24 protein-coding genes and 1 tRNA gene are annotated in these 24870 nt (G+C 57.4%); 9 read left to right on the plus strand and 16 right to left on the minus strand.

The annotated features are described in order from the left end of the window. Window positions 1–94: 94 nt before the first annotated feature. The gene (locus D8U73_RS21325; protein ID WP_130905704.1) at window positions 95–988 is read right to left on the minus strand and encodes a DMT family transporter; all 894 of its coding nucleotides are present in this window, start codon (window positions 986–988) and stop codon (window positions 95–97) included. A 135-nt stretch (window positions 989–1123) separates the two neighbouring features. Here D8U73_RS21325 and D8U73_RS21330 point away from each other — a divergent pair, with 135 nt between their 5' ends. Further along, window positions 1124–1561 (plus strand): Lrp/AsnC family transcriptional regulator, encoded by a 438-nt coding sequence (locus D8U73_RS21330; protein WP_056854444.1) that lies wholly within the window; start codon window positions 1124–1126, stop codon window positions 1559–1561. A 65-nt stretch (window positions 1562–1626) separates the two neighbouring features. Here D8U73_RS21330 and D8U73_RS21335 read toward each other — a convergent pair whose 3' ends face one another. After that, complete coding sequence (locus D8U73_RS21335) at window positions 1627–2298, minus strand: Bax inhibitor-1/YccA family protein (protein ID WP_008006561.1); 672 nt, start codon at window positions 2296–2298, stop codon at window positions 1627–1629. A 123-nt stretch (window positions 2299–2421) separates the two neighbouring features. Here D8U73_RS21335 and D8U73_RS21340 point away from each other — a divergent pair. Continuing rightward, window positions 2422–2509, plus strand: a tRNA-Ser gene (locus tag D8U73_RS21340). Between the two features lie 184 nt (window positions 2510–2693). Further along, a complete protein-coding gene (locus tag D8U73_RS21345) occupies window positions 2694–3134 on the plus strand; it encodes a TspO/MBR family protein (RefSeq protein ID WP_056856521.1) in 441 nt (146 codons plus the stop codon). A gap of 83 nt (window positions 3135–3217) precedes the next feature. Here the strand turns inward: D8U73_RS21345 and D8U73_RS21350 are convergent, their stop codons facing one another. The 5 genes from D8U73_RS21350 to D8U73_RS21370 form a co-directional block, all read right to left on the minus strand. Then, window positions 3218–3673 carry an Hsp20 family protein gene (locus D8U73_RS21350; protein WP_056856522.1) on the minus strand — a complete coding sequence of 152 codons (456 nt, stop codon included), beginning with the start codon at window positions 3671–3673 and terminating at the stop codon, window positions 3218–3220. A gap of 539 nt (window positions 3674–4212) precedes the next feature. Then, the gene (locus tag D8U73_RS21355) at window positions 4213–6339 is read right to left on the minus strand and encodes a TonB-dependent siderophore receptor (RefSeq protein WP_130905705.1); all 2127 of its coding nucleotides are present in this window, start codon (window positions 6337–6339) and stop codon (window positions 4213–4215) included. A gap of 652 nt (window positions 6340–6991) precedes the next feature. Continuing rightward, window positions 6992–8470 (minus strand): DUF1254 domain-containing protein, encoded by a 1479-nt coding sequence (locus tag D8U73_RS21360; RefSeq protein ID WP_130905753.1) that lies wholly within the window; start codon window positions 8468–8470, stop codon window positions 6992–6994. A gap of 245 nt (window positions 8471–8715) precedes the next feature. Then, window positions 8716–9951 (minus strand): saccharopine dehydrogenase family protein, encoded by a 1236-nt coding sequence (locus D8U73_RS21365; RefSeq protein ID WP_130905706.1) that lies wholly within the window; start codon window positions 9949–9951, stop codon window positions 8716–8718. A 30-nt stretch (window positions 9952–9981) separates the two neighbouring features. Next, window positions 9982–11079: a carboxynorspermidine decarboxylase gene (locus tag D8U73_RS21370; protein ID WP_056856525.1), complete on the minus strand. Its 1098-nt coding sequence runs from the start codon at window positions 11077–11079 to the stop codon at window positions 9982–9984. A 341-nt stretch (window positions 11080–11420) separates the two neighbouring features. On the opposite strand from D8U73_RS21370, the gene D8U73_RS21375 reads away from it, so the two are divergent. The 6 genes from D8U73_RS21375 to D8U73_RS21400 all read left to right on the plus strand — a co-directional run bounded on the left by D8U73_RS21375 (window position 11421) and on the right by D8U73_RS21400 (window position 16744). Beyond that, on the plus strand, window positions 11421–12386 hold the full coding sequence (locus tag D8U73_RS21375) for an amino acid ABC transporter permease (protein WP_056856526.1): 966 nt from the start codon (window positions 11421–11423) through the stop codon (window positions 12384–12386). A gap of 15 nt (window positions 12387–12401) precedes the next feature. Continuing rightward, window positions 12402–13172: an amino acid ABC transporter ATP-binding protein gene (locus D8U73_RS21380; protein ID WP_130905707.1), complete on the plus strand. Its 771-nt coding sequence runs from the start codon at window positions 12402–12404 to the stop codon at window positions 13170–13172. A gap of 60 nt (window positions 13173–13232) precedes the next feature. Then, a complete protein-coding gene (locus D8U73_RS21385) occupies window positions 13233–14072 on the plus strand; it encodes a transporter substrate-binding domain-containing protein (RefSeq protein ID WP_056856528.1) in 840 nt (279 codons plus the stop codon). A gap of 91 nt (window positions 14073–14163) precedes the next feature. Continuing rightward, window positions 14164–15471 carry an FAD-binding oxidoreductase gene (locus D8U73_RS21390; protein WP_130905708.1) on the plus strand — a complete coding sequence of 436 codons (1308 nt, stop codon included), beginning with the start codon at window positions 14164–14166 and terminating at the stop codon, window positions 15469–15471. Between the two features lie 20 nt (window positions 15472–15491). Continuing rightward, window positions 15492–15962, plus strand: a complete 471-nt coding sequence (locus D8U73_RS21395) for an Lrp/AsnC family transcriptional regulator (protein WP_056856897.1) — start codon at window positions 15492–15494, stop codon at window positions 15960–15962. A 131-nt stretch (window positions 15963–16093) separates the two neighbouring features. After that, window positions 16094–16744: a glycosyltransferase family A protein gene (locus D8U73_RS21400; RefSeq protein WP_130905709.1), complete on the plus strand. Its 651-nt coding sequence runs from the start codon at window positions 16094–16096 to the stop codon at window positions 16742–16744. Here the strand turns inward: D8U73_RS21400 and D8U73_RS21405 are convergent, their stop codons facing one another. The 9 genes from D8U73_RS21405 to D8U73_RS21445 form a co-directional block, all read right to left on the minus strand. Continuing rightward, entirely contained in the window at window positions 16745–17344 is a 600-nt protein-coding gene (locus D8U73_RS21405; protein WP_056856531.1) for an SAM-dependent methyltransferase, read from the minus strand. After that, complete coding sequence (locus D8U73_RS21410; RefSeq protein WP_130905710.1) at window positions 17341–18114, minus strand: PIG-L family deacetylase; 774 nt, start codon at window positions 18112–18114, stop codon at window positions 17341–17343. The genes D8U73_RS21405 and D8U73_RS21410 overlap by 4 nt, the downstream gene beginning before the upstream one ends. Beyond that, window positions 18111–19139, minus strand: a complete 1029-nt coding sequence (locus D8U73_RS21415) for an acyl-CoA dehydrogenase (RefSeq protein WP_130905711.1) — start codon at window positions 19137–19139, stop codon at window positions 18111–18113. The genes D8U73_RS21410 and D8U73_RS21415 overlap by 4 nt, the downstream gene beginning before the upstream one ends. A 161-nt stretch (window positions 19140–19300) precedes the next feature. Further along, window positions 19301–20035 carry a DUF72 domain-containing protein gene (locus D8U73_RS21420; RefSeq protein WP_241668542.1) on the minus strand — a complete coding sequence of 245 codons (735 nt, stop codon included), beginning with the start codon at window positions 20033–20035 and terminating at the stop codon, window positions 19301–19303. 48 nt (window positions 20036–20083) lie between these two features. Further along, window positions 20084–21085, minus strand: a complete 1002-nt coding sequence (gene cydB, locus D8U73_RS21425; RefSeq protein ID WP_130905712.1) for a cytochrome d ubiquinol oxidase subunit II — start codon at window positions 21083–21085, stop codon at window positions 20084–20086. A gap of 12 nt (window positions 21086–21097) precedes the next feature. Then, window positions 21098–22474 (minus strand): cytochrome ubiquinol oxidase subunit I, encoded by a 1377-nt coding sequence (locus D8U73_RS21430; RefSeq protein WP_130905755.1) that lies wholly within the window; start codon window positions 22472–22474, stop codon window positions 21098–21100. A 36-nt stretch (window positions 22475–22510) separates the two neighbouring features. After that, window positions 22511–23752: a zinc-dependent alcohol dehydrogenase gene (locus D8U73_RS21435; protein ID WP_130905713.1), complete on the minus strand. Its 1242-nt coding sequence runs from the start codon at window positions 23750–23752 to the stop codon at window positions 22511–22513. A 140-nt stretch (window positions 23753–23892) separates the two neighbouring features. Beyond that, entirely contained in the window at window positions 23893–24339 is a 447-nt protein-coding gene (locus D8U73_RS21440) for a YetF domain-containing protein (protein WP_130905714.1), read from the minus strand. Between the two features lie 7 nt (window positions 24340–24346). Then, window positions 24347–24865 (minus strand): hypothetical protein, encoded by a 519-nt coding sequence (locus D8U73_RS21445; protein ID WP_130905715.1) that lies wholly within the window; start codon window positions 24863–24865, stop codon window positions 24347–24349. Window positions 24866–24870: the final 5 nt, after the last annotated feature.

A 24870-nucleotide genomic window follows, 5' to 3' on the forward strand; every position in this document is an offset into this window, starting at 1 on the left:
CACCAAGGCAACATCGGCATAAAGCCGCTGCGCCTTGACGCAGTGCACCAGCGACTGGCGAAGACCGCACCGCGCTGGAACATCTGACCTCTCGTTACGGCGTAACGGCCCGACGAATTTTCAGGCTCCAACCCTGCTGCATACCCGCAGCCGCCAGCAGAATCGCGGCAACCCCGACCCATTGCAGCAACTCCAGGCGATGACCGAAGGCAAACCAGTCGACGAAGATCGCCGCGATCGGATAGATGAATGACAACGCGCCAGTCAATGCGGTCGGCAGTTTCTGGATAGCGCCGTACAACAGCACGTACATCACCCCCGTGTGCACAATACCCAACGTCACCAGGCTGGACCACGCGCTCGTTGTCTGCGGCATGGCCGAAAAGTGCGCAAACGGCGCAAGTAGCAGTACACCGGTACTCACTTGAATCAGGGCAATCAGATGCGGCGGCGTGCCCGTCAGGCGTTTGATGATCAATGCGGCAATCGCGTAAAGAAATGCCGCACCCAGCGCCAGCGCAATGCCCAGCAGGTATTCGTTGCCACTCTCGCCCTGCCCTCCATGGGCGCTGACAATCGCCAACATCCCGAGGAACGACACGCCCAGCCATGCAAGCTTTTGCAAGGTGATTTTCTCGTTGAGAAAAATTGCCGCAAGCCCCACCAACATGAACGGCTGAACGTTATAGACCGCTGTGCCGATGGCAATCGAAGCACGGGAATAGGAGGCAAACAACAACACCCAGTTGCCGACAATCGCCACACCACTGAGCACGGCCAACAGGAAAGTGGTACGAGTCAAAATGCCGGGGCGCAGGAAGCCGAAAGCCGCGCAGATCAGCAGCAAGGTACCGGCCCCGAACAAGCAGCGCCAGAACACCACATCCAGTACCGGTTGCCCTGAAACCAGCACAAACCAGCCAATGGTGCCGGAGATGAGCATGGCAGCGGTCATTTCAAATGAGCCGCGACGTATTGAGTTGTCCATCATTAGACTCCTGTGTTGATGGGCAAATTATGCCGATCAGCCGAAGCGCTTCTCCAGCGCAAAAAGAAGGCTAAAATCCAAATCTGCCTTTAATGCGAAGGCGATCTTGTAAAACTGCCTAATAGAGGTTTCGCCATGACCGATGACATCGACCAGGTGCTGATCACGGCTTTGATGGAAGACTCACGACGTTCGCTCAAGGCGTTGGCGCAAATCAGCGGGCTGTCCTCGCCCAGCGTTGCCGAGCGCCTGCGTCGTCTGGAAGAACGAGGTGTGCTCAAGGGCTACACCGTGGAAATCGACCCGAAATGCTTCGGCTATCAACTCCAGGCCATCGTGCGAATTCGCCCGCTGCCGGGCCAGTTGCATGAAGTGGAACGGCAGATCATGGCCATCCCCGAGTTCACCGAATGCGATAAAGTCACCGGTGACGACTGCTTCATCGCCCGCCTGCACGTCCGTTCGATGGAGCAATTGGATACCCTGCTCGACCGACTCAATACCCACGCAGAAACCAACACCGCCATCGTCAAGAAAACCCCGGTAAAACGCCGTTTGCCGCCGATGGCGTAGGTCATTTCACCCAATCGCAGACAATAAAAAACCCGCCGAAGCGGGTTTTTCGCTAGTGCCGACTTTTAGTCATCGCGGCTCATGATGCCGAACAGCTGCAACAAGCTGACGAACAGGTTGTAGATCGATACATACAGGCTGATGGTCGCCATGATGTAGTTGCGCTCGCCGCCATGGATGATGGCGCTGGTCTGGAACAAAATGCAGACCGAGGAGAACAGCACAAAACCTGCGCTGATCGCCAGTTGCAGGCCGCTGATCTGGAAGAAGAAGCTCGCCAGCGTCGCACCCAGCAGCACGAAGAAGCCTGCAGTGATGAAACCGCCGAGGAAGCTCATGTCCTTACGGGTGATCAGTACGTAGGCCGACAAGCCGCCGAACACCAGTGCCGTCATCGCGAAGGCCGAGCTGACGACTTCAGCACCGCCCTGCATGCCAAGGTAACGGTTGAGGATCGGGCCGAGCAGGAAACCCATGAAACCGGTCAGGGCAAATGCCGACACCAGGCCCCACGCGGAATCACGAAGTTTGTTGGTAAGGAAGAAAAGACCGTAGAAGCCGATCAGCACCACGAAGATGTTCGGGTAGCCAACACGCATCTGCTGGGCAACGAAAGCCATTACACCGCTGAAAGCGAGGGTCAGGGCGAGCAAGCCGTATGTGTTGCGCAGGACGCGGCTAACCTCTAGCTGCTCAGCCTGCACGCTGTTATTAACTGCGTAATCCTGTTCGCGCATGGCGACACTCCTGTTGGTTTGAAACGTTCAGTCGCAAAGATCATAACAGACGCCCTGTAACAAGCTATGCAGAGAGTTTGACAGTGTGTTTCATTCAGGTATTATGGCGCCCGCAACGCAAACGGAGGTGTGGCCGAGTGGTTTAAGGCAACGGTCTTGAAAACCGTCGACTGTAACAGGTCCATGAGTTCGAATCCCATCGCCTCCGCCATATTTGTACCGACAAAGCCCTGATTATTCAGGGCTTTGTCGTTTCTGGGGTTTGGCAAAATCCATCAGCCCATACTTCAGCCCATCGACCCGTCCTTAAATTTCATCGCCCATCCAAACTTTTCGCATCACCAGGCGTCCTTTTCTTATAACTCCCATCGGCTGGCTTCAGCCAAGGACTGGCAATGACATTTTTCATTTTTCTTCTGGCCTGCGCAGCAGCAGCAAGCACCGGCGTCATGTTCAAGCCGGGTGCATGGTACGAAGCGCTGAACAAACCTGGCTTCACCCCGCCCAACTGGGCGTTCCCGCTGGCCTGGACAACTATTTACCTGTTGCTGGCCTGGGCCGGTTACCGCTTGAGCCTGATCCCGGGCAGCCAGACAGTCCTGGCGTTGTGGGCGGCACAGATTGCATTGAACACACTGTGGACGCCGGTTTTCTTTGGCGCGCATCAGGTGTTGGCGGCGATGGTGATTCTGCTGGTGCTATGGTTGGTAGTCGCGGCGATGGTGGTGTTGGCGCTGCAGCTCGATGTAATTACGGGGTTGATCCTGTTTCCGTATCTGGCATGGCTGTGCGTCGCGGCCGCGTTGAATTTTTCGATTTTGATCAAGAATCGCTGATACCCCATCAAACCGCCTCGACGAGGAGGCTCAATCTGGGTAGATAAAAAAAGGCGCTCCGAAGAGCGCCTTGTTCTTGGCTATCAATTGAGTTGTTTCATATCCGCGTTACCCGAACCATCTATGTTGATGCGCTTAGGCTTGGCCTCTTCCGGCACAACTCGCAACAGATCAATACTCAATAGCCCATTAGATAACGATGCACTTTTGACCTCTATGTGATCCGCCAAACGGAAGGACAGTCTAAATGCACGCTGCGCGATTCCCTGATGAAGGTAAATCGCTTCCTTATCGCTTTCTCGCTTGCCGCCAGCGATGGTCAAAACCTCCTTCTCGACTTGTATCTCAAAATCCTCCTCCGTCAGACCCGCCGCCGCTATGACGATTCGATAATGATCGTCACCATGCTTTTCGACGTTGTGTGGAGGATAGGTAGTCGATGCCGCCTCGCTGCGAAGCGCGGATTCAAAAAGGTCGTTGAAACGATCAAAGCCTACCGACTGACGAAACAGTGGGGCCAACGAAAAAGTAGTAGCCATAGCTAAATCTCCTGAGTTTTCTCCAAGTGATTTATGACGCGGCCCGGTTTCGGCACCGCGTAAAAAATATATAGCGATGCCGGAAATACGATTCAAGAGGTTCAAAAATAATTTTTTGTTCTCAAGAAACAATGCAAAAAAATGCGATCTTCTAACTGTTGCGCTTTGCTGAAAACGCATTCCACTGGTCTACTTCGTACGCCTTGAATGCAAGTCAGCAAAGCAATCCCGCCGTAGAAACTGGCCACAGAGCATGAGGTACACGTAAAGCCTTTTTCATGAGAACCCATGTGCTACGACGGTTCACCGCTGTCGCGTCGAAGGCGGCTGGCGTTCACCCTCTCGTCACGCGCCTTTACTTGTTGCGGCGGGCGCGGCGCTATTGCTGGGTGGCGTCCTGTTACCGTCCCGCTGGGCTGCGCAGCACTTCCTTTTAGGGCCGCTTCGCGCCCCAGCGGGACGGTGCGGCGACCCGACAAGCTCCCTCGCCACGGGAGCTTGTCCTTGAGGAAACAGCATTGCGCTCAAACACAACTCGATTACAACGTATATGAAATACCGACCTGTACCGTTCTTGGGGCTCCCGGATAGGCGTAAACGTTGCCGAACGCCCCTTCCTCATAGTCTTCATCCGTCAGGTTCTTCACATCCAGGTTGAGCCTGACCTTTTCATTGATTTTGTAATAGCTGAGCAGGTCGACGACGGTATAGCTGCCCATCGTGAAAGCCGTGTTGGCTGTCTGCCCTGCGCGCTCATCGACGTACTTCAGACCCGTGCCCAGCCCCAGGCCCTTGAGTGCGCCATCCTGAAACTCGTAGACGTTGAGCAGGCTGAAGCTATTCTGCGGAATGTTCATCAGTCGGGTGCCGGACTTGATGACGTTGTCCTTGGTCACCTCGGCATCGACATAGGCATAACCGCCAATCATCCGCCATTGCGGAGTCAGGTTACCGGCCACGTTGAGGTCGAACCCACGGCTGCGCACCTCGCCTGCCGCCACGCTGAACGTCGAGTCCAGCGGATCGGTGGTGAGCACATTGCGCTTTTCAATCTGGTAGATCGCCGCCTCGACGCTCAATTGGCTGTCCAGCGCATCCCACTTGATCCCAAGTTCATAGGACTTGCCCTTCTCCGGATCAAACCCTCCGCCCTGGCGACTGGCTCCGGTATTGGGCTTGAACGAACGCGCCGTGTTGGCGTACAGCGCCACGGTCTCGGTCAGATCATAGGTGAAACCCAGGCGCGGGGTGACTGCATTGTCGCTGGCCTCCCAGCTCCTGCCGCCCGGGACAAACGTTTGGTAGTCATGCTCGAAGCGCTCGAAACGCGCGCCGGCCAACAGTTTCAATCGCTCGGTCAAGGCCACCTGATCCTGAACGAAAGCGGCGTAGGTCTTGAGGTTTTCCTTGTCATCCGTCGGTGTTCGGGTCAGGGCTGGGCGAGGCTGACCATACACCGGATCGAAGATGTCGATCGGGTAGGCACTCACCGCCCCGCTGGAGCGCTGAATGATCGACGTGTAGTCGTAGTCCTCGTACTCGACCCCGGTCAGCAAGGTGTGATCGAAACCGCCGGCGGTGAAGTGGCCGGTGAGGTTGAGTTGGGTGTCCTTGTCGGTCCACTCCAGCTTGCGGTAATTGAAGTTGCGCCCCAGCGTGCGACCGTCTGCGGCGACGCCGTTGGCCTCGACGGCATTCCCCTGCAACGTGCCATCAAGCCATTGGAACCCGCCTCCCAACGTCCAGTTGTCACTCAACAGATGCTCGAACCGCAGTTGCGCCATGTTGTTGTCGTTGTGCAATTTGCCAACGTCTTTTTCGCCGAAAAAAGTGTCGCGAGACGCGGTGCCGACCTGGTTGGGATATCGCGTCAGGCCACGATCAAGCGGATGATTGTTGCGCATGAAATCGCCTTCGAAGATCACCTTGGTCTCATCGGTGACCTGCCAGCTCAGCACCGGCGTCACGCCGTAGCGCTCGGTTTCAACATGATCACGAAAGGTATCACCGCCCTCACCCACCACATTCAGGCGATAGGCCAGGCGGCCTTCTTCATCCAGCGGGCCGGAGGCATCCAGCGTGCCGCGCTGCATTCCCTGGTCGTCGAGTTGACTGCCCAGCGTGACGGTGGGCTCGGCCAGAGGTTGCTTGGAAATGACGTTGAAAGTGCCACCTGGATCGCCTCGACCATAGAGCATGGTCGCCGGCCCTCGCAGCACCTCAAGCCGCTCGATGGTATTCGCATCGGGCATATTCGGGTAACCACGGTTGATGGGAAATCCGTTGCGATAAAACTCGCCGGTGGTGAATCCACGCACAGTGAAGGTGGTCAGGCCCTGGCCACCGAAATTGTTCGCCCGCCCCACACCGCCGGCGTAATCGAGCGCGTCCTGCAAACGAGTGGCACTGATGTCCTCTACCACATCCTTGGACACCACGGTGATCGACTGCGGTGTCTCGTGGATCGACGTGTCGGTGCGCGTGGCACTGGCCGAGCGCGTCGCGCGGTATCCATCCACCGGCCCCAACGCCTTTTCAAAGTCAGCGCTGCCAACGATGTCGGTCGCTTGCAACTCCAGACCGGGCTGATGGGTTGTCGCTTGTTCCGCCCAAGAGGAAGCGGAAAACGCCTGTAGCATGCAGATAGAAACCAGGGTACGACGCATTTAAGGAGCCTTGATAAACCAGCCAAATGGGGTGGCATACGTGCCAACAAATTGCGGCGCATGGTATATCAATTTTTTAGCGTTTGATACGTATTCGCATTCATATCGTTGTTTGGTGCTGTCTGATCAGGGTTTTCTGAGCTTGCGGATGACCTGCCGTCACACTACGTACTTGCAAAGTGGGTCGAGGTTTGTGGAACGGAACGGGAAAGCAAAGTGTCATTCCTTATAGACACATTGAGTTCGCCCATCCCGCTGAGATTGAGAGGTCATCTTCATGAACAACATCATCTACATCGTTGGCGCAGTTGTGATCGTCTTGGTGATCCTGTCGTTTGTCGGTCTTGTCTAGCTGCGCTTGGTAGACATTCCATCTCGTGAAGCGCCGGACATTCAGGCTTTGTGTCTTGCGCTTTTTTGCGATTCGATGCGCATCCCAATAATCTCGCAATGGCCGAAAAACAACGCCCCGGCAAACACCGTAATGTTGTTCACTCAGGGACAAACACTGAACTTGTGGCGAGGGAGCTAGCTCCCGCTCCGGCGCGAAGCGGCCCTAAAAGGGGCTGCTGCGCACTCCAGCGGGACGGTGCGGCGATCCGACAAATCCTCGCCACAGTTTGCTAACGGTGTACATGCATGCAGCCAGGTTTTATTTCGATACCACGACACCCGCCGGTTTCCAGCTGCCTTCACCCGCCGGCAGGACTGAAGGCGGTGTTTCTTTAGGCCAATAGAGGCGCATCACCAGATAAATCGGACCGTTGGGCGCCGGCAGCCAGTTGCTTTCGAGCGCCTTGCCGGGCGAGTTTTTCTGTATATAGAGCGTCAGCGACCCATCGGCATTCTTTTTCATGCCGGGCAGCATCGGCGAGTTCAACAGATAACGGTCGATCGGGTTTTTGATCAACAGCTGTGTTTTACCGTCATACATCGTCACCGACCAAAAGGCATTCACTGGCGGCAGTTGCCCCGCCGGGAACGTGAGCTTGTAGTCATGTTTGCTGCCGTCCAGTGGCTCGCCGGTCATGGTTGTGCGCGTAATGGGATAAGTGGCTTCCACTGAATCGTTCCCGTAGATGCCCCCCTTGGCGGCGCCTGCCCGCTTCAACCAGTCGCCGTTATAAAAATGGCGATCGCCAAAGTACGAGCCAATGCCCCAGCCGTTGACATTCTTGAGTCCGCCGGCCAACCACTTGTCGACCTTTTCGTTCCCCTCCTTCATGCCGAGCAGGACTGCGGCCTTGTGCTCGAGCGAAAGCTCCTTGAACTCAAAACTTTTGCCCGGACCGATGCCGATTCGCGCGATTCGAGTCCGGATGCCCTTGTCTTCCGGCGTTACCGGCACGTACTGCAACGCGGTATCAAGATAATCAAAGAAGTTCTCTTTGATCCCTGTCGTGCTGATTGAAGTGAAATTGATGACGGGTGATGCAGGCGGTGCCGGCTGTTTCAAAAATGCCGACAGCGGCTGGACTTTATAGCCCGACTGCACCTTGACCACATTCGGCATGTCCTTGGGGTTGAACAGCTGGGTCCGGTAGCCCGCCAACGTAAATGGCGTAGTCGAATAGAAGACTTTGTTGATGCCTGGCGGGGTGGTGCCCTTCCAATCAGGTCCGACAACCATGTAGTTACCCGGACCATTACCCGTGGTGCGGCTGCCGATGTAACCGTAGTTGTAGGTATTGCCGTCAATCAATTGAACCGAGTAGTAACGCCTCTTCTCCACGGCCGGAACCGTGAGGACCATGGGCTCGGTGCGCAAATCCATCCAGAGGAATGAATAAGGGGTATCACTGTTGGGTGTGACAATAGCCGTATCCCGGTAAGTGAAGACACGGGGCTCATTCTTGATTTGATTAAAGGGAGCCTTGAACTGCGGACTGCTTTTGTCCACGGCGTATTCATACATCACCGCGTGGTTCATCACGATGGGCAGCCCATAGATAAAGGCTTCTTCGGCAATGGCTTTCGTTTCGGCCAGGCTGGGTGCCGCAATGCCCTTGGCTGCATCGGCTGTCTCGGCCTGGGTCACAGGATCATTCTTGCTGGAACAGCCCGCTAAAAAAGCCACCGAAGCGGCAGCGATGGCGATCCATTTCATGCGGGTTGAATATTCCGATTTCATCATTCGTCGCTCCCGACCAACATCAACTTTGCCCTGGATGTCTTGATCAGATACGCAAATGTAGAGACACCCGCCGGTTTACTGCCGCGTTTGAGCGTAGGTCATTTAGCAGCCTCCTGCTATCAGGCGTCGGGCAGAGAACCTGAGCATGGGATTGCCACACACAAAAACGCCGCTCAAAGAGCGGCGTTTTTTGTAGGGAACCAAAGACCAGACTCACCTGTGTTCAGGGAGTCTCTGGCGTTTCAGTTCCAGGGACGGTCACCCTTTTCGTCCTTGATGCGGGTCGGCAAGCCCATTACATCCAGCGCCTTGAGGAACGGCTCAGCCGGCAGCTCTTCGACGTTGGCCATGCGCTGCACGTCCCACTCGCCGCGGGCGACCAACAGGGCTGCGGCGACAGGCGGCACGCCAGCGGTGTAGGAAATGCCCTGGCTGTCGGTTTCTGCGTAGGCTTCCTCGTGGTCGGCGACGTTGTAGATGAACACTTCGCGCGGCTGGCCATCCTTGGTGCCCTTGACCAGATCGCCGATGCAGGTCTTGCCGGTGTAGCCCGGCGCCAGCGAACTCGGGTCAGGCAGCACGGCCTTGACCACTTTCAGCGGCACGACTTCCAGGCCTTCGGCGGTCTTGACCGGTTGCTCGGACAGCAGGCCGAGGTTTCTGAGGACGGTGAACACGTTGATGTAGTGCTCGCCGAAGCTCATCCAGAAACGCACGTTCGGCACGTCGAGGTTCTTCGACAGCGAGTGCACTTCATCGTGACCGGTCAGGTACAGGTTCTGCGAGCCTACGACCGGCAGGTCGTCGGTGCGCTTGACTTCGAACATGGTGTTGCTGGTCCACTGGCTGTTCTGCCAGCTCCACACCTGCCCGGTGAATTCGCGGAAATTGATTTCCGGATCGAAATTGGTGGCGAAATATTTGCCATGGGAGCCGGCATTGACGTCGAGAATGTCGATCGAATCAATGCGGTCGAAATACTGTTGTTGCGCCAGCGCTGCATAGGCGTTGACCACACCCGGGTCGAAACCCACGCCGAGAATGGCGGTGATGTTCTTCTCTTGGCATTCTTCGAGGTGGTTCCACTCGTAGTTGCCATACCACGGCGGCGTCTCGCAGATTTTGCCCGGTTCTTCGTGAATGGCGGTGTCGAGGTAAGCCACGCCGGTATCGATGCAGGCACGCAGCACCGACATGTTGAGGAAGGAAGAACCGACGTTGATGACAATCTGTGATCCGGTTTCGCGGATCAGCGTCTTGGTCGCTTCCACATCCATGGCGTTCAGCGCGAAGGCCTGGATTTCGGCGGGCACTTTGAGACTGCCCTTGGCCTTGACGCTTTCGATGATGGCCTGGCATTTGGAGATGTTGCGCGACGCGATAGCAATACGACCGAGTTCATCGTTGTGCTGCGCGCACTTGTGGGCCACCACCTTGGCGACACCTCCTGCACCAATGATAAGAACGTTCTTTTTCAATTGCTTGAGCTCTCCTTCAAATTGTCCGCTTTACGAAAGGCTGGACAGGTAGTCTTCATAACCAAATTCGCGAACCACTTCGACTGTACCGTCGAGTTGTTTCACTACGATGGACGGCATTTTCAGGCCGTTGAACCAGTTTTTCTTGACCATGGTGTAACCCGCGGTATCGATGAACGACAGTCGATCGCCGATGGCCAGCGGACGCTCGAACTGGTACTCGCCAAAGATGTCGCCGGCCAGGCAGGACTTGCCGCACACCATGTAGGTGTGATCACCCTCGCTCGGTGCCAGTTTGGCGTTGAGGCGATAGATCAGCAGGTCGAGCAGGTGAGCTTCGATGGAACTGTCCACCACCGCCAGGTGCTTGCCGTTGTACAGGGTGTCGAGCACGGTCACTTCCAGCGAAGCACTGTTGGTGATCGCCGCTTCGCCCGGCTCCAGGTAGACCTGCACGCCGTACTTTTGCGAAAAGGCCTTGAGCCGCGCGCAGAATGCATCCAGCGCATAGCCTTCGCCGGTGAAATGAATGCCACCACCCAGGCTGACCCAGCTGACCTTGTGCAACAGCGGACCGAAGCGCTCTTCGATAGTGCCGAGCATCTGGTCGAACAGGCCGAAGTCGCCGTTCTCGCAGTTGTTGTGGAACATGAAGCCGGAGATCTGCTCGATCACGCCTTCGATCTTCACCGGGTCCCACTCGCCCAGACGGCTGAACGGACGCGCGGGATCGGCCAGCAGGTAATCGGAGCTGCTCACTTGCGGGTTGACCCGCAGGCCGCGGGTCTTGCCTTGCGAGCGTTCGGCAAAGCGCTGCAGCTGGCTGATCGAGTTGAAGATGATCTTGTCGCAGTTGTCGAGCATCTCCTCGATCTCATCATCGGCCCAGGCCACGCTGTAGGCGTGGGTTTCACCGACGAACTTGTCGCGACCGAGCTTGAGCTCGTACAGCGACGAAGACGTGGTGCCGTCCATGTATTGCTGCATCAGGTCGAACACCGACCAGGTGGCGAAACACTTGAGTGCCAGCAAGGCCTTGGCCCCGGAATGCTCACGCACGTAGGCAATCTTCTGCATGTTGAGCAGAAGCTTTTGTTTATCGATGAGGTAGTACGGTGTCTTGATCATTTCGAGGCCTCCGGCAAGGCCAGCCAAAAAAGGATGCGCATTGTGCCTTCACTGGCCGCATATCGAAAGAGCAGTGAGCAAAAGCTGCCTTTAACGGCCTTTCAGTAATCGAGGTTCATGGCGCCTACTCGCCGCTGAAATTGACAGTGCCCCTGGTGTTGACCGGCCTGTTCCCTGTCCCGCTGTAACTGTCGGTGGTTTCCGTCAGATGTAGGGGTGACACCCGCTGATATGCCAGTAAATACCGATAACTCCAGCATTTTGCAGGGTCCCGCCCGGCATTTCGCACACCCATAATTGGCTTACAACAATAAAGGGACTCACCCTGAGGTACGTAAGCCATGTACAAGGACCATATCGTCAAGGCCCGCATGACTGACAGCGCGCTATTCATGGGCGCAGTCGCAGCGGTCATCTTCATTATCACGCTGGTCTGCGGCGTCGGTGAAAGCCGGCTGTCCAATTTGATGGGGCCGATCGTCCTCGACTTGCAAGCACCTCTGGCGCGAGACATCGCGGTGGGCGGCACCTTCACCCTCACCGTTGTACTGAATCTGTTCATCCTTGGCCGGTTTCCGTTGCGGGCGCAGATCATTACGGTCTGGTGCGAACTGCTGGTGCTGTTCCTTTTATTCTTCGATACCTTCAATCTTTCCTACAGTTTCATCGCCACCAAAGTGGGTTTCATGATTACCCAAGGGGTATTCACCACGGTCTACGTGTCGGCGATTTCCATTGCCATTGCTTTTGTCCTGGCATTGTTGGGCGCTACAGCCCGCTTGTCTTCCAACGGCTTCGCCATCGCCATCGCGAGTTTCTACACCTCGTTTTTCCGCGGCGTTCCGCTGCTGATCCAGATCTACCTCATTTATCTGGGCATTCCACAGCTTGGTTATGTGGTGGGTGCCGTCCCGGCAGGGATTCTGGCGCTCTCGCTGTGCTATGGCGCCTATATGACGGAGATCTTCCGCGCGGGTATCAGCAGTATCTCGCGGGGACAGTGGGAAGCCTCCCGGGCGATTGGCCTGAACCCGTTTCAAACGATGACCCGGGTGATTCTCCCGCAGTCCATGCGCCTGATCATCCCGCCGACCGGCAACCAATTCATCTCGATGCTCAAGGACAGTTCGCTGGTCTCGGTGATCGGCGTCTGGGAGCTGATGTTCCTGGCACGAACCCAGGGCCGCGCCGAGTTCCGTCACCTGGAAATGCTCATCACCGCAGCAGTGCTCTACTGGCTGCTTTCGATCGTGCTGGAAACCGTCCAGGCCCGCCTGGAAAAGCACTTCAATCGCGCCCACCGCTGAATCAGGAGCATCAGGATGAATCAGCCGTCAGCTTCAGCCGTCATTGCCCCGTATCCCGCTGTATCGATTCACGAGATGCATAAATGGTATGGCGATTTTCATGTGCTCAAGGGCATCGATCTGCACATTGCCAGCGGCGAGATCGTGGTCGTGTGCGGACCGTCTGGTTCCGGCAAGTCGACATTGATTCGCTGCCTGAACCTGCTCGAAGACTTCCAGAAAGGTCAGGTGTTCATCGACGGCGTCGAGTTGACCCGCAATGCCGCCTGTGTGGCGAACATCCGGCGCCAGGTCGGTATGGTCTTCCAGCAATTCAATCTGTTCCCGCACATGACGGTGCTGGAGAACCTCATGCTCGGACCGCGTCTGGTGAGCAAGCTCAGTCAGTCCGAGGCGCGCGAACTGGCTTGCGAATACCTTGATCGGGTGCGGATCGGCAACCAGGCGGACAAATACCCCGGCCAACTCTCGGGCGGTCAGCAGCAACGCGTTGCCATCGCCCGCGCCCTTTGCATGCGACCACGCATCATGTTGTTCGACGAACCCACCTCCGCGCTGGACCCGGAAATGGTCAAGGAAGTGCTGGATGTGATGGGTGAACTGGCCCACGACGGCATCACGATGGTGTGCGTCACCCACGAAATGGGCTTTGCCCGACGGGTTGCCGACCGAGTCATCTTCATGGATCAGGGCTGCATCCTCGAGCAAGCCAAACCCACCGAGTTTTTTGAGAACCCGCAGCACGAACGCACCCGGGAATTTCTCTCACAGATTCTCAGCCACTGAGAAGCATCGTCGTACCGACAAAAACAACAAGAAACGCACTCAAGCTACCTGGAGGCTTACATGATCTCGATTACACGCTTGTTCACCGCCGCCGCTGTCACTACCGCCGTTACGCTCAGCGCAGGCGCCGCCTGGGCAGGCTCGACCCTCGATCGCATCCATGAAACCAAGGTGATCAAAGTGGCCACCGCGGCAAACTGGCCACCGCAGTCGTTCCTGGGACCGGACAATAAACTGCAAGGTTTCGATATCGATGTCGCCACTGAAATCGGTCGACGGCTGGGAAGCAAGATCGATTTCGTGACCCCCGAATACGGGATCATCACCGCAGGTCGCTGGTCGAATCGCTGGGACTTGTCGGTCGGTTCGATGACGCCCACCACCGAGCGTTCCCGAGTCCTCGACTTCCCCGCAATCTATTACTACACGCCCTATGTATTCGCAGTGCACAAGGATGCGGCCGGAACGAAAGCGGCGGATTTGAACGATAAGGTTATCGGCGTCGAAGCCGGCACGACTTCGGAGGACTACATCAATCATCGGCTCAAGATCGACGCCGCCGATGTGCCGGCGTACACCTACGACGTCACCCCTGGCGAGGTGAAGACATACGGCGACAGCATGGGCCCACTCGATGACCTGCGCATGGGCAACGGAGTCAGGATCAACGCCACCCTGTCCGCCCTTCCTACCGTTGTCGCTGCCGTCAAAAATGGCTATCCCATCGTCAGAGTGGAAGGCAAACCCGCTTACTACGAACCGTTGGCCATCGCCGTGGATAAAGGCGATGAAGCATTCAACAGCGTACTGACCAAGACCGTTGCAGACATGAAAGCCGATGGCACGCTCAAGCAACTGTCTGAAAAATGGTACGGCGCCGATCTCACCAAAGTGCAATAAATTCCACAGGCAATAAGCCGAAGTACTGCAGGCGCCCGTCCTCGACGCGGCGCGCTGCATGTCTGCGCCGCGAAAAAGGACAACCGACCCCATGCACACCTATAACAACAACTACTACACCGCCACCATGAACGCTACGACTCAGCGCGCGGCGCTGTCGGCCAACGTCCAGGCCGATGTCTGCATCATCGGCGCAGGTCTGGCGGGGCTGAGTACTGCCTGGGAACTGATATCGCGGGGGCAGTCCGTCGTGCTGATCGAGGCCGGTCGTGTTGCCTGGGGGGCATCGGGGCGTAACGGCGGCTTCGTCCTTCAGGGCTGGTCCGAAGGCTTGTCATCCATCGAGCGACGCTGTGGAAAATCGACAGCCGCTGCGTTGTTCAAACTTTCCCTCGAAGGTGTCGACACGGTCCGCGAGATGATCGCCCGCCACCACCTGCCCGGCTGCGCACCAACACCAGGAAAACTGAGTGTGGTGCGTTACGAGGATGGCGATAACCTCAAGCGTCTGCGCGACAAAATGGCCACGGATTTTGACTTCCACCTCGACTACCTCGACCGCCAGGCCGTGCGTGAAAAGTTGAAGACCGAACGATATTTCCAAGCCCTGCGCGATAACCACGGGTTTCACTTTCATCCGTTGAACTACTGCCTGGGTCTTGCTCAACTCATCGAAGGCCACGGCGGCAAGATTCATGAACACTCGCCCATGGTCCGGGTCGAGAGCCGCAATGGACGGCATCGAGTCGTCACCGACAAGGGCACCGTCGATTGCGCCAACGTGGTGTATTGCTGTGGCGGTTACGGTGGTCCTGAGTTCGGCAAGCTGCGCCGCGCCTTTCTGCCGATCGCCACCTACGCGGTGCTGACCGAACATTTGGGCGAGCGTCTGGCCGATTCGGTTAGCACCACCGATGCCGTGGGCGATAATCGCCGGGCCTCGGACTATTATCGAATCGTCGAGGGTGACCGCCTGCTCTGGGGGGGGCGTATCACCACCCGGAACCTGCAGGATGAAAAGCGCCTGGGGCAGTTGCTGACCGACGACATTCTTGACGTGTACCCGCAATTGCGCGGCATCAAGATCGAAAAAGCCTGGTCCGGGCTGATGGGCTATGCAAGGCACAAAATGCCGCACATCGGCCCGCTCGGGAAAGGGCTATGGGCATGTACATCATTTGGTGGCCATGGTATGAACACCGCCCCTATCGGCGGCCGCGTCATTGCAGAAGCCATTTGCGGCGAGACCGATCGCTACCGCTTGTTCGATGCCTATGGGCTGGAGTGGAACGGCGGCCCGCTCGGCCCGGCAGCGGCGCAGACGGTATATGCAGGCCTGAAGATAATGGATATGTTCCAGGAGTCACGCTCTCAACGCAGGGCGACTCATAAACATTGAATCCGAGCGAGATCACGTTCATGGATGTGCAGCACGGCGGTCCACTGTTCAACCTGACTGAAAAGGACCGGCAATTGCTGGGCCTGCTGCAGGCCAATGCCCGCGAGCCCACCGCTTCGTTGGCACGCAAACTCGAGGTCTCTCGCTCTTCTGTCCAGGAGCGCATCAGCCGTCTGGAAAAGGCCGGCGTGATCACTGGCTACAGCGTGCGCATCGACCAGAACAGGCTCCAGCAGACCATCAACTGTTTCACCATGACCTCCTGCACCAACAAGAGCTATACCGATGTCATGACCTCACTGCGCAAGATGGATTCGGTGCAGGCCGTGTATGCGGTGTCGGGCGAGTCCGACTTCATCATTCATATCGCCACGCCGACCCTGAGCGAACTCAACGCCGAGCTCACCCGGATCAACATGATCAAAGGGGTTGCGCACACCGCCTCGCATATCGTGATGGAAACCAAGTTCAGCCGGAAATTGACGGTGTAGAGCGCTGTCGATAGCTGGCTTGCGAGCAGGTAATACAACACGCCTTCATACGTTCATTGCAACCAAACGTCATGCGCATCGGTCGACATCCAATAGCCAGATAATGAGCGCTGGCGTATGGAGGTCTTCAAATGATTGGAGTCATTGTCCCGGTGCACAATGAAGAGCGGCACTTGAACCAATGCATCGAGTCATTGCTGGAGGCGGCGTTGCATCGGGGCCTTGATGATGAAGAAGTAAAGATCCTGATCGTTCTGGATGACTGCACGGACACATCACTGCACATCGCCCGGTCCTATGACGTGATGACTTTGTCCTGCACCCACCGTAACGTCGGAAAAACGCGGGCACACGGCGCAGAACACTTGCTGGGAGTTGACGCACGCTGGCTGGCGTTCACCGATGCCGATACGGTAGTGCCCAAAGCCTGGCTGGCTGACCAGATCAGGTTCAACGCGGATGCCGTGTGTGGCCTGGTTGAGGTCAGCGACTGGTCCGAACACCCACGACGGGTGCGCGAATGCTACCACGCCAACTACCACGCCATGGACGGCCACCGGCATATACACGGGGCGAATCTTGGTGTTTCCTCGGCGGCTTATCGCAGAGCTGGCGGCTTCCAGGCCTTGGCCGCCCACGAAGATGTGCAACTGGTCTCGGATCTTGAGCGCAGCGGTGCAAACATCATGTGGACAGCCAGCAACCGGGTAACCACCAGCGCACGGAAAAACTGTCGTTGTCGTGAAGGCTTTGGCGACTATCTGAAGTCGTTGGCCCTGTAATTATTCGCAGGTTTCGGCGAGATCAATCGAGGCGGGGTTGCGGCTCCAGTATTCCAGTAAAAAATCAGCTTCCTCATGACGCACCAGACGATGCAGCTGCAGATTTTGCGCAAGCGCTGCATGGACGTCTCGGCCGTCCTGTGAGCATCCTTCAAACGGATGCAGCCAATGACACGCCAGCACCCCGCCCTGCGCATCGAGACTGAGCAACGTGCGCTCGATCACCTGACGCCAGGCCCTGGCATCGAGAAAGTAGCCGACTTCACTCAAGACGATCAGGTCAAACGTACCGTCGGGCCAGTCTTCGGGAATGCGTGCCTGCTCGACCCGGACATGGGGCAAGTGACTCAGCCGACGACGGGCAAGCGTCACCGCCTTGTCGATGATGTCCTGGCACAGCAGCGATTCACTGCGCTCGGCCAGCAGCGCACTGAATTCCCCGTTGGCGCAGGCGGGCTCGTAAACGCGCTGATAACGCTGGCGCGGCAGGCTCGCCAGCATCAGTTCGCGTTTGCGTTTTTCGTACCAGCGGGTGCGGAACGACCAGGGGTCATCACTGGCGTTGAACAGTTGCTGAAAATAATCAGGCGAAACGCTCATAGAAACACCAGTTCAAAGGGCTGCAAAAGTCGCTCAATGGTTTCTTGATCAAGGACTGCCGAGGACCGGCCTTCGGTACTGACTTGAGAAACGTGGGCGTTGATCGCCTGGCGTTTTTTCTCCACGAGCTGCGCATCAAGCATCAACTTGCGAGCACGCGCCCAGGGAATTCTCGGATCCTGTGGCCGTGCCCAGTGCCACGCCCAGACCGGCACCTCGATCAAACAGGCTTGGCGCTGTGATGTTGCGAACGCCACGGCCCTGCCGGTCGCTTCATGATCGCAGTGCCCGTCCGACTGCCAGGTAGTCACCACCTGATCGCCAGGTTCAATCAGCGTCAGCAGCCGTTCGACCAACGGCCCCTCCCGCCCCGCCACCGCGCTATCCGGCAGCCCCAATCGTTGCCAGTTCAATGCTTTGGTGTCGAGCCCCAATCGCTCGAGGGCGTGCTGACTTTCCAGCGGGCGCTGTTGACGCAATCGAGAGGCAGTCCATTGCCGCGAACCGGGGTGACTGGCTTCGCCATCGGTGACTGCAACCATCACCACATCGGCCTCTCTGCCTTTCATGCCGGCCAAAATGCCTGCGCAGCCAAGGATTTCGTCGTCAGGGTGTGGAGCCACTACAACCACACGCCGCCCCTCGGGGATCAGTTGTTGATAGGTGATGGTCTGCACCTGAGCCAGCAACGGGCAGGCCTGCCACTCAGCCAGCGTGGTCCCCCTGCCCCGAATGAGGCTTTCTGCCTGAGCGGCCGCTTCACCGCTCACAGGCGCCACCCATCCGACGGTTGCGCAGCGATCATTTCGCCCAGCGCCGCAAGGTCTTTCTGGGCATGACTTTGCCGGACGAACACCGGCAGGTCGGCCGCGAGCCTGGCAAAGTGCGGGTTGCGACAAAACGGTGTGGCGCCCAGTGCACGCCCTACATGTTCAAGCACCAGACTGACCGTCAGTTCCACCTGGGCACGTAATCGCCGGACAGGCAGTTGCGCCGATTGCCCGGGGTTGGCATCGATCCACATCGCCGTATCTTTCAAGCAGGCCGAAGCACTGCACAGCGCCGCATCGACAGCGCCCAGGTGTGCGGCGGCATGTGCGTCGTGCCAGGGCTGGCGACAGTGTTCACGAAGGTAACCGGCAAGCGCACACGCCGCGCCGTACCAACAGGCGGCGATCCCTCCCCCGCCCTGCCAGAAACCCGGTCGATCCACATACTGGCCGGGCATGCCGACACATCGGCCCAAGGCACCCTTGAACGCAACATCGACGCTGGCCGTATTGCTCATGCCAACCGCCTGCCAGGCATCGGCCTCAATGCTGATCGTCGATTGCCGCAAATCCACGGCGACCAGTTGTGGTCGATGCTGCTCATCCCAGGTCGTCAGTAATGCCCAATCAAGCATTTGCGCACCGGAACACCAGGCTTTACGCCCGTGCAAATACACTTGGTCTCGCTGGCGATCCATGATGTTGACCCGGGTAAAGTGCGGCTCGGCAGCCCAGGTGCCCCAGATGCCGCTGGCGATGGGTTCGTCGGGGTCAAGCTCTGTCATGATCGCCAGTGCATCGGTATGTCCTTCGTACAACTTGGCCAGCGCCAGATCGCTGGCGGACACGGCCGCCAGCGTCCGCCATCGTTCCAGCGTCCGGCCTTGGCCGGGCATAGGCAAGGAGGCGAATCCGCTACCGATGAATTCCTGCATCAACTTTTGCAGCGCACTTTGCGCATCAGCGTTCACGGGCCGGGCGGCAAATCTGGCCAACAGGTTTTCGAAGTGTGCGGCGTTGTTCATGACCGACGTTCCCAGGTAATGACTCAATAGGCAGGTGCTTGTGCTAAGAGCGAAATGCAGCAGCTGAATGCGCGTTGACGAGCTCTTGATGTTCAGAGGCAGGTGGCTGGCAGGAGTTCATTGAACCTTCAGGTGTTGCTTAACGGCATGCGTGAACGGATTCAATCAGCCGATGCGAGTAACGTCTTCAGTTCCAACGCATTGCCCAGCGCGGCACCGCTGGCGGTATTGTCGAACAGGCAGTAAACGCTCATGCCCTTGGCAGCGGCAGCCCGCAGAGTGCGCGCAAGGCTTTTCAGATAGCTCGGTTCGTAGGCGCTGAAGTACATGCGCGGCGAGCCATGCAGACGCCAATACTGCACGTCCAGTGTGCCCATCGGAGACACGTCAGTGCTGATCCTTGAGGGGTCAACGGCTGCCTGACTCACCCGGTATGCCATCAGCAAGGCGCCAGCCTCCACCCAGGACGGGTGCCGGGGTTCCAGTACCACGGGGCCTGAGTACTGCACTCTCAGTGCCGTCAAAAACACCTCTACGACTGCTTCGTCAAACGCCAGTGACGGCGGCAGCTGTACCAACAGGCAACCCAGCTTTTGGCCCAATCCGCAGCATTGACCCAGGAACTCTTCGAGCAACGGTTCACTATTCGCCAAGCGCAGTTCGTGGGTGATTTGCTTGGGAATCTTTACGCTGAAGCGAAACCCTGCCGGCACCGACTCAGCCCAGCGCACGTAAGTCTGATGCCGGTGCGGTCGGTAAAACGAGCTGTTGATTTCAACGCAATTGAACTGTGCGCTGTAGCGTTGCAGATGGGTGCCTTGCGCAGGAAATTGCGGTGCATGTTCGCGCCCGACATTCCAGCCCGCGCAACCTATGTAAATCGGTTGAGGGTTCAAAGGATCTCCTTCGCTGCTTCCCGCATGACAACCTCGACGGTTCAACCATCAATCTCGGATGGGGTGAATCTTGCCGCTGAACACCTTGAAGCCATAAGTGTTGTAGATGAGCGTCACCGGTATCAGCACGGCGAAGCCAACCAGCATGAACTTTTGGCTGGCGGGACTGGAAGCGGCGGCTTGAAAGGTCAGGTTGGGTGGGACGATCAACGGGTACATGGCGATGATCATCAAGGCGAATGCCAGGACAAAAACGCCTAATGCGGCAAACAGCGGAATACAATCCCAGCGGCTTCGCCAGCCGAGGGCGAAGGCAATTGCCAGGACAATGAACAGAACCGAGGCCGGTCCCCAGACAAGAGGTTGTGACAACCGCTGCGCATATCGAGCGTCCAGTGTCGTTGTCCAGGCGACCAGCACTGCCAGCAGCAAAACTGTAACAATCGCCAGGACCTGGGCCTGCAAACGAGATCGTCGCTGCAATTGATCTTCAGTGCGCCAATACAACCAGCAGGCACCCAGCCATGTGTAGCCCGTCACCAGCACGACACCGCAATACACTGGAAACAAACCCAACCACTCCCGTCCGTCCCCGGCGTACTGTCCATCCTGATTGGGTATGCCCTGCATGAGTGCACCCAGCACAATGCCCTGGGCCACGCCTGTCAACAGCGAACCACACAACAGCAAGCCATCGACAAAGCGTTTGATCATGTCGTTAGGCGCATAGTCACGAAACTCCAAAGCCACCGCGCGCAGGATCAAGGCCAGGAACATCACGATAAAGGGCAGATAAAGCGCCGGTAGCAAAATGGCGTAAGCCATTGGAAACAGCGCCAGCAGACCACCGCCGCCGAGCACAAGCCAGGTCTCATTGGCATCCCAGATCGGCAGGATAGTCACTACCATGGCCCGCCGATGCCTGGCACAACGGGTCAATCCCAGCAGTACCCCGACACCAAGATCGGTCCCGTCGAGAATCACATAGTTCAAGACCGAGAACGCCAAGGCTCCCGCTGCCAGCAATGTTATCCAGTCGATGCCCGACATCGTTGCGCTTCCTCAGGAATCACCGGTCTCATCCGCCAGCGTGGGTTGCGGCCCGGGTTGATCCTCGTGCGCAGGCTTGCGCAGGATTCGCAGGAGCACCCAGAGCCCAATGCCGAAGATCAGCAGGTAAAACAATAATATCGACCACGTCGAGGCCGCCACCTGTTGATGCGACACCGGCGACAAACTGTCAGCCGTGCGCAGCAGGCCGTAGACCGTGAATGGTTGGCGGCCCACCTCCGTCACCACCCAGCCACTGAGCATGGCCACAAACCCGGCCGGCGCCAACAACACACAACCGCGCATCATCCAGCGCGTATTGAACAGCCGTTGCCGTCGCGCCAGCATCCAAGCAGCCATGCCCTGCCCCAGCATCAAAAGACCGAGCCCGACCATGAACCGGAATGCGAAAAAAACAATCGGGACTGGCGGAATGTCCTGGGCTGGAAACTCATCCAGCGCGGCGATAGTGCCCGTCAAGTTGTAGTGCAGATACAGCGAGCCTAATCGGGGAATCGCCAGTTCCCAGTGATTACGCCTTGCGGCCATATCCGGCACTGCAAACAAGCGCATGGGCTCGCCCGCCCCTTCAGGTGGACGCGTCCAGGAACCTTCGATTGCCGCCACCTTGTGCGGCTGAACGGTAAGGCTGTGCTCAGCGTGGAAGTGACCGACGACGATTTGCGCGGGCGCGAGCACGATGATCGTCCACAGCGCCATGGAATATTGAAGGCGAGCTCGCGGGTTCGCGGGCTCCCTCAACAGCTGCCAGGCACTGGCGCCGGCTACCAGAGTCGCCGTGCCAAGCATCGCCGCCAACGTCATGTGCACCAACCGATAGGGAAACGATGGATTGAAGATAATCGCCCACCAATCCTGCGCAATAAAACGGCCATCGTCAGTGATGGCGTACCCGGCCGGCGTTTGCATCCAGGAGTTGGCCGAGAGGATCCAGAAGGCACTGATCAGCGACCCGCACGCCACCGCACAGGTAGCGAAGAAATGCACCCGAGGGCCTACCTTCTTCAACCCGAAGAGCATGATGCCCAGAAAACCTGCCTCGAGAAAAAATGCCGCCAGCACTTCGTAAAACATCAATGGCCCGAGAATGTCGCCTGCCTGCGTAGCAAGACGCGACCAGTTCAACCCAAACTGATATTCCAGGATCAGGCCTGATGCGGTGCCCACCGCCACGGTGAGGGCGAATATCTTCAACCAGTAGCGGTAGACATCCAGATAGATCTTTTTTCCGCGCCACAACCACAGGCCTTCGAGCACCATCAGAAAGTTGGCCAGACCGATGGTGAGTGCGGCCAGCACGATATGGAAGCTGATGGTGATCGAAAACTGCAGACGTGCTGCCAGTAGCGCCGACTCAGTCGCTTCCATGAGGGTCACTCAACGTAAGCAAATTGAACTGATCATCTACAGGCTCGGCACTCCACGGTCAGCGAAACCCACGCCCGGTTCAATCGACGCCGTCAATGGTTCCACCGGTGCTCCGGGAATTAGGATGACCTTGCGGCAATCCTCCTGGCGCTTGTCGAAAATCTCGTAACCCTGAGCTACCTGCTCCAGCGACATACGGTGAGTGATGATCTCTTCGGGACGCAAATGACCCAGCTCGATATGTTCAAGCAGTTCGGGCAGATAGCGTTGCACGTGAGTCTGGCCCATTTTGAACGTAAGGCCTTTATCGAACGCGTCACCGAACAGAAAACCATGGATGAACCCCGCGTAGACACCCGGCACACTCACCACTCCGCCGCGCCTCACGGCGGCAATACACTGCCGTAATGCTTTACCACTGCTGCCTTCGAGTTTTAGGGTCGCCAGCACGGTTTCGGTAGTGCTGCCCTTGGCTTCGAATCCCACGGCATCGATCACCGCATCCACGCCACGCATGCCCCGGGTCTGGCGAATCAAGGTGTCGGCCGGGTCATCGTCGTCATCGAAATTAATAGGGATTACACCGTAGGTTTTCTCGGCAAACGCCAGTCGGTAGTCATGGTGATCAATCATGAAAATCTGTTCGGCACCGAGCATGCGCGCGCACGCAGCGCTCAATAACCCCACCGGCCCTGCCCCGAAAATCGCCAGACTCGAGCCTTTGCCAATCTGCGCATTGACCACCGCTTGCCAGGCGGTAGGCAGGATGTCCGACAGGAAAAGCACCTTGTCATCCGCCAGTGTGCCGGGCACTTTGAATGGGCCGGTATTGGCCTTCGGCACCCGCACCAATTCAGCCTGGCCACCGGGAACCCCGCCATACAATCGGCTATAGCCAAATAACGCGGCGCCCGGCGGGATGGATTTCTTGTTTAGATTGGCGCCGCGCCCGTCATTGGTGGTTTCGCAGGCTGCGTACAGTTGCTGCTGGCAAAAGAAACAGTCGCCACACGCAATAACGAAGGGGATGACAACGCGGTCCCCGCGTTGCACCTCGGTGACCGACCGCCCGACGTCTTCGACGATGCCCATGAACTCATGGCCAAAAATATCACCGTGTTCAACCGTGGGAATCTTGCCGCGATACAGGTGCAGATCTGAGCCGCAAATGGCCGTGGCTGTGACGCGCAAAATAATGTCGTCAGGTTGCTCAATGATCGGGTCCGGAACGGTTTCGATCTTGACCTTGTGGGCGCCGTGATAAGTCATTGCTCGCATGTCGGTACTCCTCGGCTAATGCAGGGATTCCTTTTGAATAGGGGCAATGAGCGGCAAGCAACGGTTCCGTTTTCATTGATTACAACTGATCAATGGTTGACGAGGTGGCTCAAGGTATAACGGCTGTGTGATGAGGCGGATCAGTTTTCTCGTGCGATGATCGAAATCTTGCCGTTGCGCTCAATGATCGCGAATTTGATTTCTTCCAGTTTTTCAATGCCTTGGCTGGAGCGTGCAGCCTCCATGATGTCGGCCTCCACCAACCGGGCATGACGCATCCGCCGATGCAGCAGCTTACCGTTCTCCACGATGATCGTCGGCTCGCCATCAATCAGCCGTGAGATCCAGCTGGATCGCTGTTTGAGCAATGAGAGCCCGACGTCGATGGCGATCAGGGTCACAATCACCAGTATTGAGTTGGTCAGGGAAAAATCGTCCCCGAGCAGCGCTTGCTGGGTGGCCTCACCCATCATCATCAACAGCACGAAGTCGAAGGTCGTCAGTTCTGCCAATGACCTTCGGCCGGCGATCTTGAACAGCACCAACAGCGCTAAATACATCGCGGCCGCACGCAATACCGAATCCATAAGTCACCTAAGGGAAAATGAACTGGGTGAGGTTCACGTCATGGGTGCCGGGCACAACGATGCGACTGCGGAATAATCCCAGCCCATCGCCTCGCAGAGTAATGAACAGATTCGCCTGGCCCTGGGGATCGGTTTGCACCCATAGCCGAATGCCTTGATCAGAACTGCGGGTGCGTGTCGGCTCAGGTTGTAGCGTTTCGATGCTGAAGCCTTGCAGCATCTCCCCCGCCAGCTCCAGCGCGATTGTCGATTCCGGAGCACCACTGACGCTGATTTTCATTGAGTTGGTGGAGCCATTGCGATGGAACATCTCGTATTCGACACTGACCCTGCCATCCTCGCTGCGAGCTTCTCTGGAACTGAGCAGCCCTCGGGAAAACAGGCCCGCCAGGCCCAACAGCATCAATAAAACCAGCAAGTACCAACCCAGGCGCTCAAAGCGCCAGACCCTCAATTGAAAAGCCATATCCTCACGGACAGGATATTTACGACTGCTCAAATCCGGATGTTCTGAATCGTCGTTCATCAGGC

It is taken from the genome of Pseudomonas sp. Sample_22, from assembly GCF_004307635.1.
Classification (GTDB): Bacteria; Pseudomonadota; Gammaproteobacteria; order Pseudomonadales; family Pseudomonadaceae; genus Aquipseudomonas.

What these genes read in the sequence shown, in the direction of transcription:
- D8U73_RS21330 (WP_056854444.1), top strand. Translation starts at nt 1,124, where the DNA reads ATGACCGATGACATCGACCAGGTGCTGATCACGGCTTTGATGGAAGAC.
- D8U73_RS21445 (WP_130905715.1), bottom strand. Translation starts at nt 24,865, where the DNA reads ATGAACGACGATTCAGAACATCCGGATTTGAGCAGTCGTAAATATCCT.
- D8U73_RS21400 (WP_130905709.1), top strand. Translation starts at nt 16,094, where the DNA reads ATGATTGGAGTCATTGTCCCGGTGCACAATGAAGAGCGGCACTTGAAC.
- D8U73_RS21355 (WP_130905705.1), bottom strand. Translation starts at nt 6,339, where the DNA reads ATGCGTCGTACCCTGGTTTCTATCTGCATGCTACAGGCGTTTTCCGCT.
- D8U73_RS21405 (WP_056856531.1), bottom strand. Translation starts at nt 17,344, where the DNA reads ATGAGCGTTTCGCCTGATTATTTTCAGCAACTGTTCAACGCCAGTGAT.
- D8U73_RS21335 (WP_008006561.1), bottom strand. Translation starts at nt 2,298, where the DNA reads ATGCGCGAACAGGATTACGCAGTTAATAACAGCGTGCAGGCTGAGCAG.
- D8U73_RS21350 (WP_056856522.1), bottom strand. Translation starts at nt 3,673, where the DNA reads ATGGCTACTACTTTTTCGTTGGCCCCACTGTTTCGTCAGTCGGTAGGC.
- D8U73_RS21415 (WP_130905711.1), bottom strand. Translation starts at nt 19,139, where the DNA reads ATGAACAACGCCGCACACTTCGAAAACCTGTTGGCCAGATTTGCCGCC.
- D8U73_RS21435 (WP_130905713.1), bottom strand. Translation starts at nt 23,752, where the DNA reads ATGCGAGCAATGACTTATCACGGCGCCCACAAGGTCAAGATCGAAACC.
- D8U73_RS21360 (WP_130905753.1), bottom strand. Translation starts at nt 8,470, where the DNA reads ATGAAATCGGAATATTCAACCCGCATGAAATGGATCGCCATCGCTGCC.
- D8U73_RS21430 (WP_130905755.1), bottom strand. Translation starts at nt 22,474, where the DNA reads ATGGAAGCGACTGAGTCGGCGCTACTGGCAGCACGTCTGCAGTTTTCG.
- D8U73_RS21375 (WP_056856526.1), top strand. Translation starts at nt 11,421, where the DNA reads ATGTACAAGGACCATATCGTCAAGGCCCGCATGACTGACAGCGCGCTA.
- D8U73_RS21345 (WP_056856521.1), top strand. Translation starts at nt 2,694, where the DNA reads ATGACATTTTTCATTTTTCTTCTGGCCTGCGCAGCAGCAGCAAGCACC.
- D8U73_RS21370 (WP_056856525.1), bottom strand. Translation starts at nt 11,079, where the DNA reads ATGATCAAGACACCGTACTACCTCATCGATAAACAAAAGCTTCTGCTC.
- D8U73_RS21440 (WP_130905714.1), bottom strand. Translation starts at nt 24,339, where the DNA reads ATGGATTCGGTATTGCGTGCGGCCGCGATGTATTTAGCGCTGTTGGTG.
- D8U73_RS21325 (WP_130905704.1), bottom strand. Translation starts at nt 988, where the DNA reads ATGGACAACTCAATACGTCGCGGCTCATTTGAAATGACCGCTGCCATG.
- cydB (WP_130905712.1), bottom strand. Translation starts at nt 21,085, where the DNA reads ATGTCGGGCATCGACTGGATAACATTGCTGGCAGCGGGAGCCTTGGCG.
- D8U73_RS21385 (WP_056856528.1), top strand. Translation starts at nt 13,233, where the DNA reads ATGATCTCGATTACACGCTTGTTCACCGCCGCCGCTGTCACTACCGCC.
- D8U73_RS21395 (WP_056856897.1), top strand. Translation starts at nt 15,492, where the DNA reads ATGGATGTGCAGCACGGCGGTCCACTGTTCAACCTGACTGAAAAGGAC.
- D8U73_RS21380 (WP_130905707.1), top strand. Translation starts at nt 12,402, where the DNA reads ATGAATCAGCCGTCAGCTTCAGCCGTCATTGCCCCGTATCCCGCTGTA.
- D8U73_RS21390 (WP_130905708.1), top strand. Translation starts at nt 14,164, where the DNA reads ATGCACACCTATAACAACAACTACTACACCGCCACCATGAACGCTACG.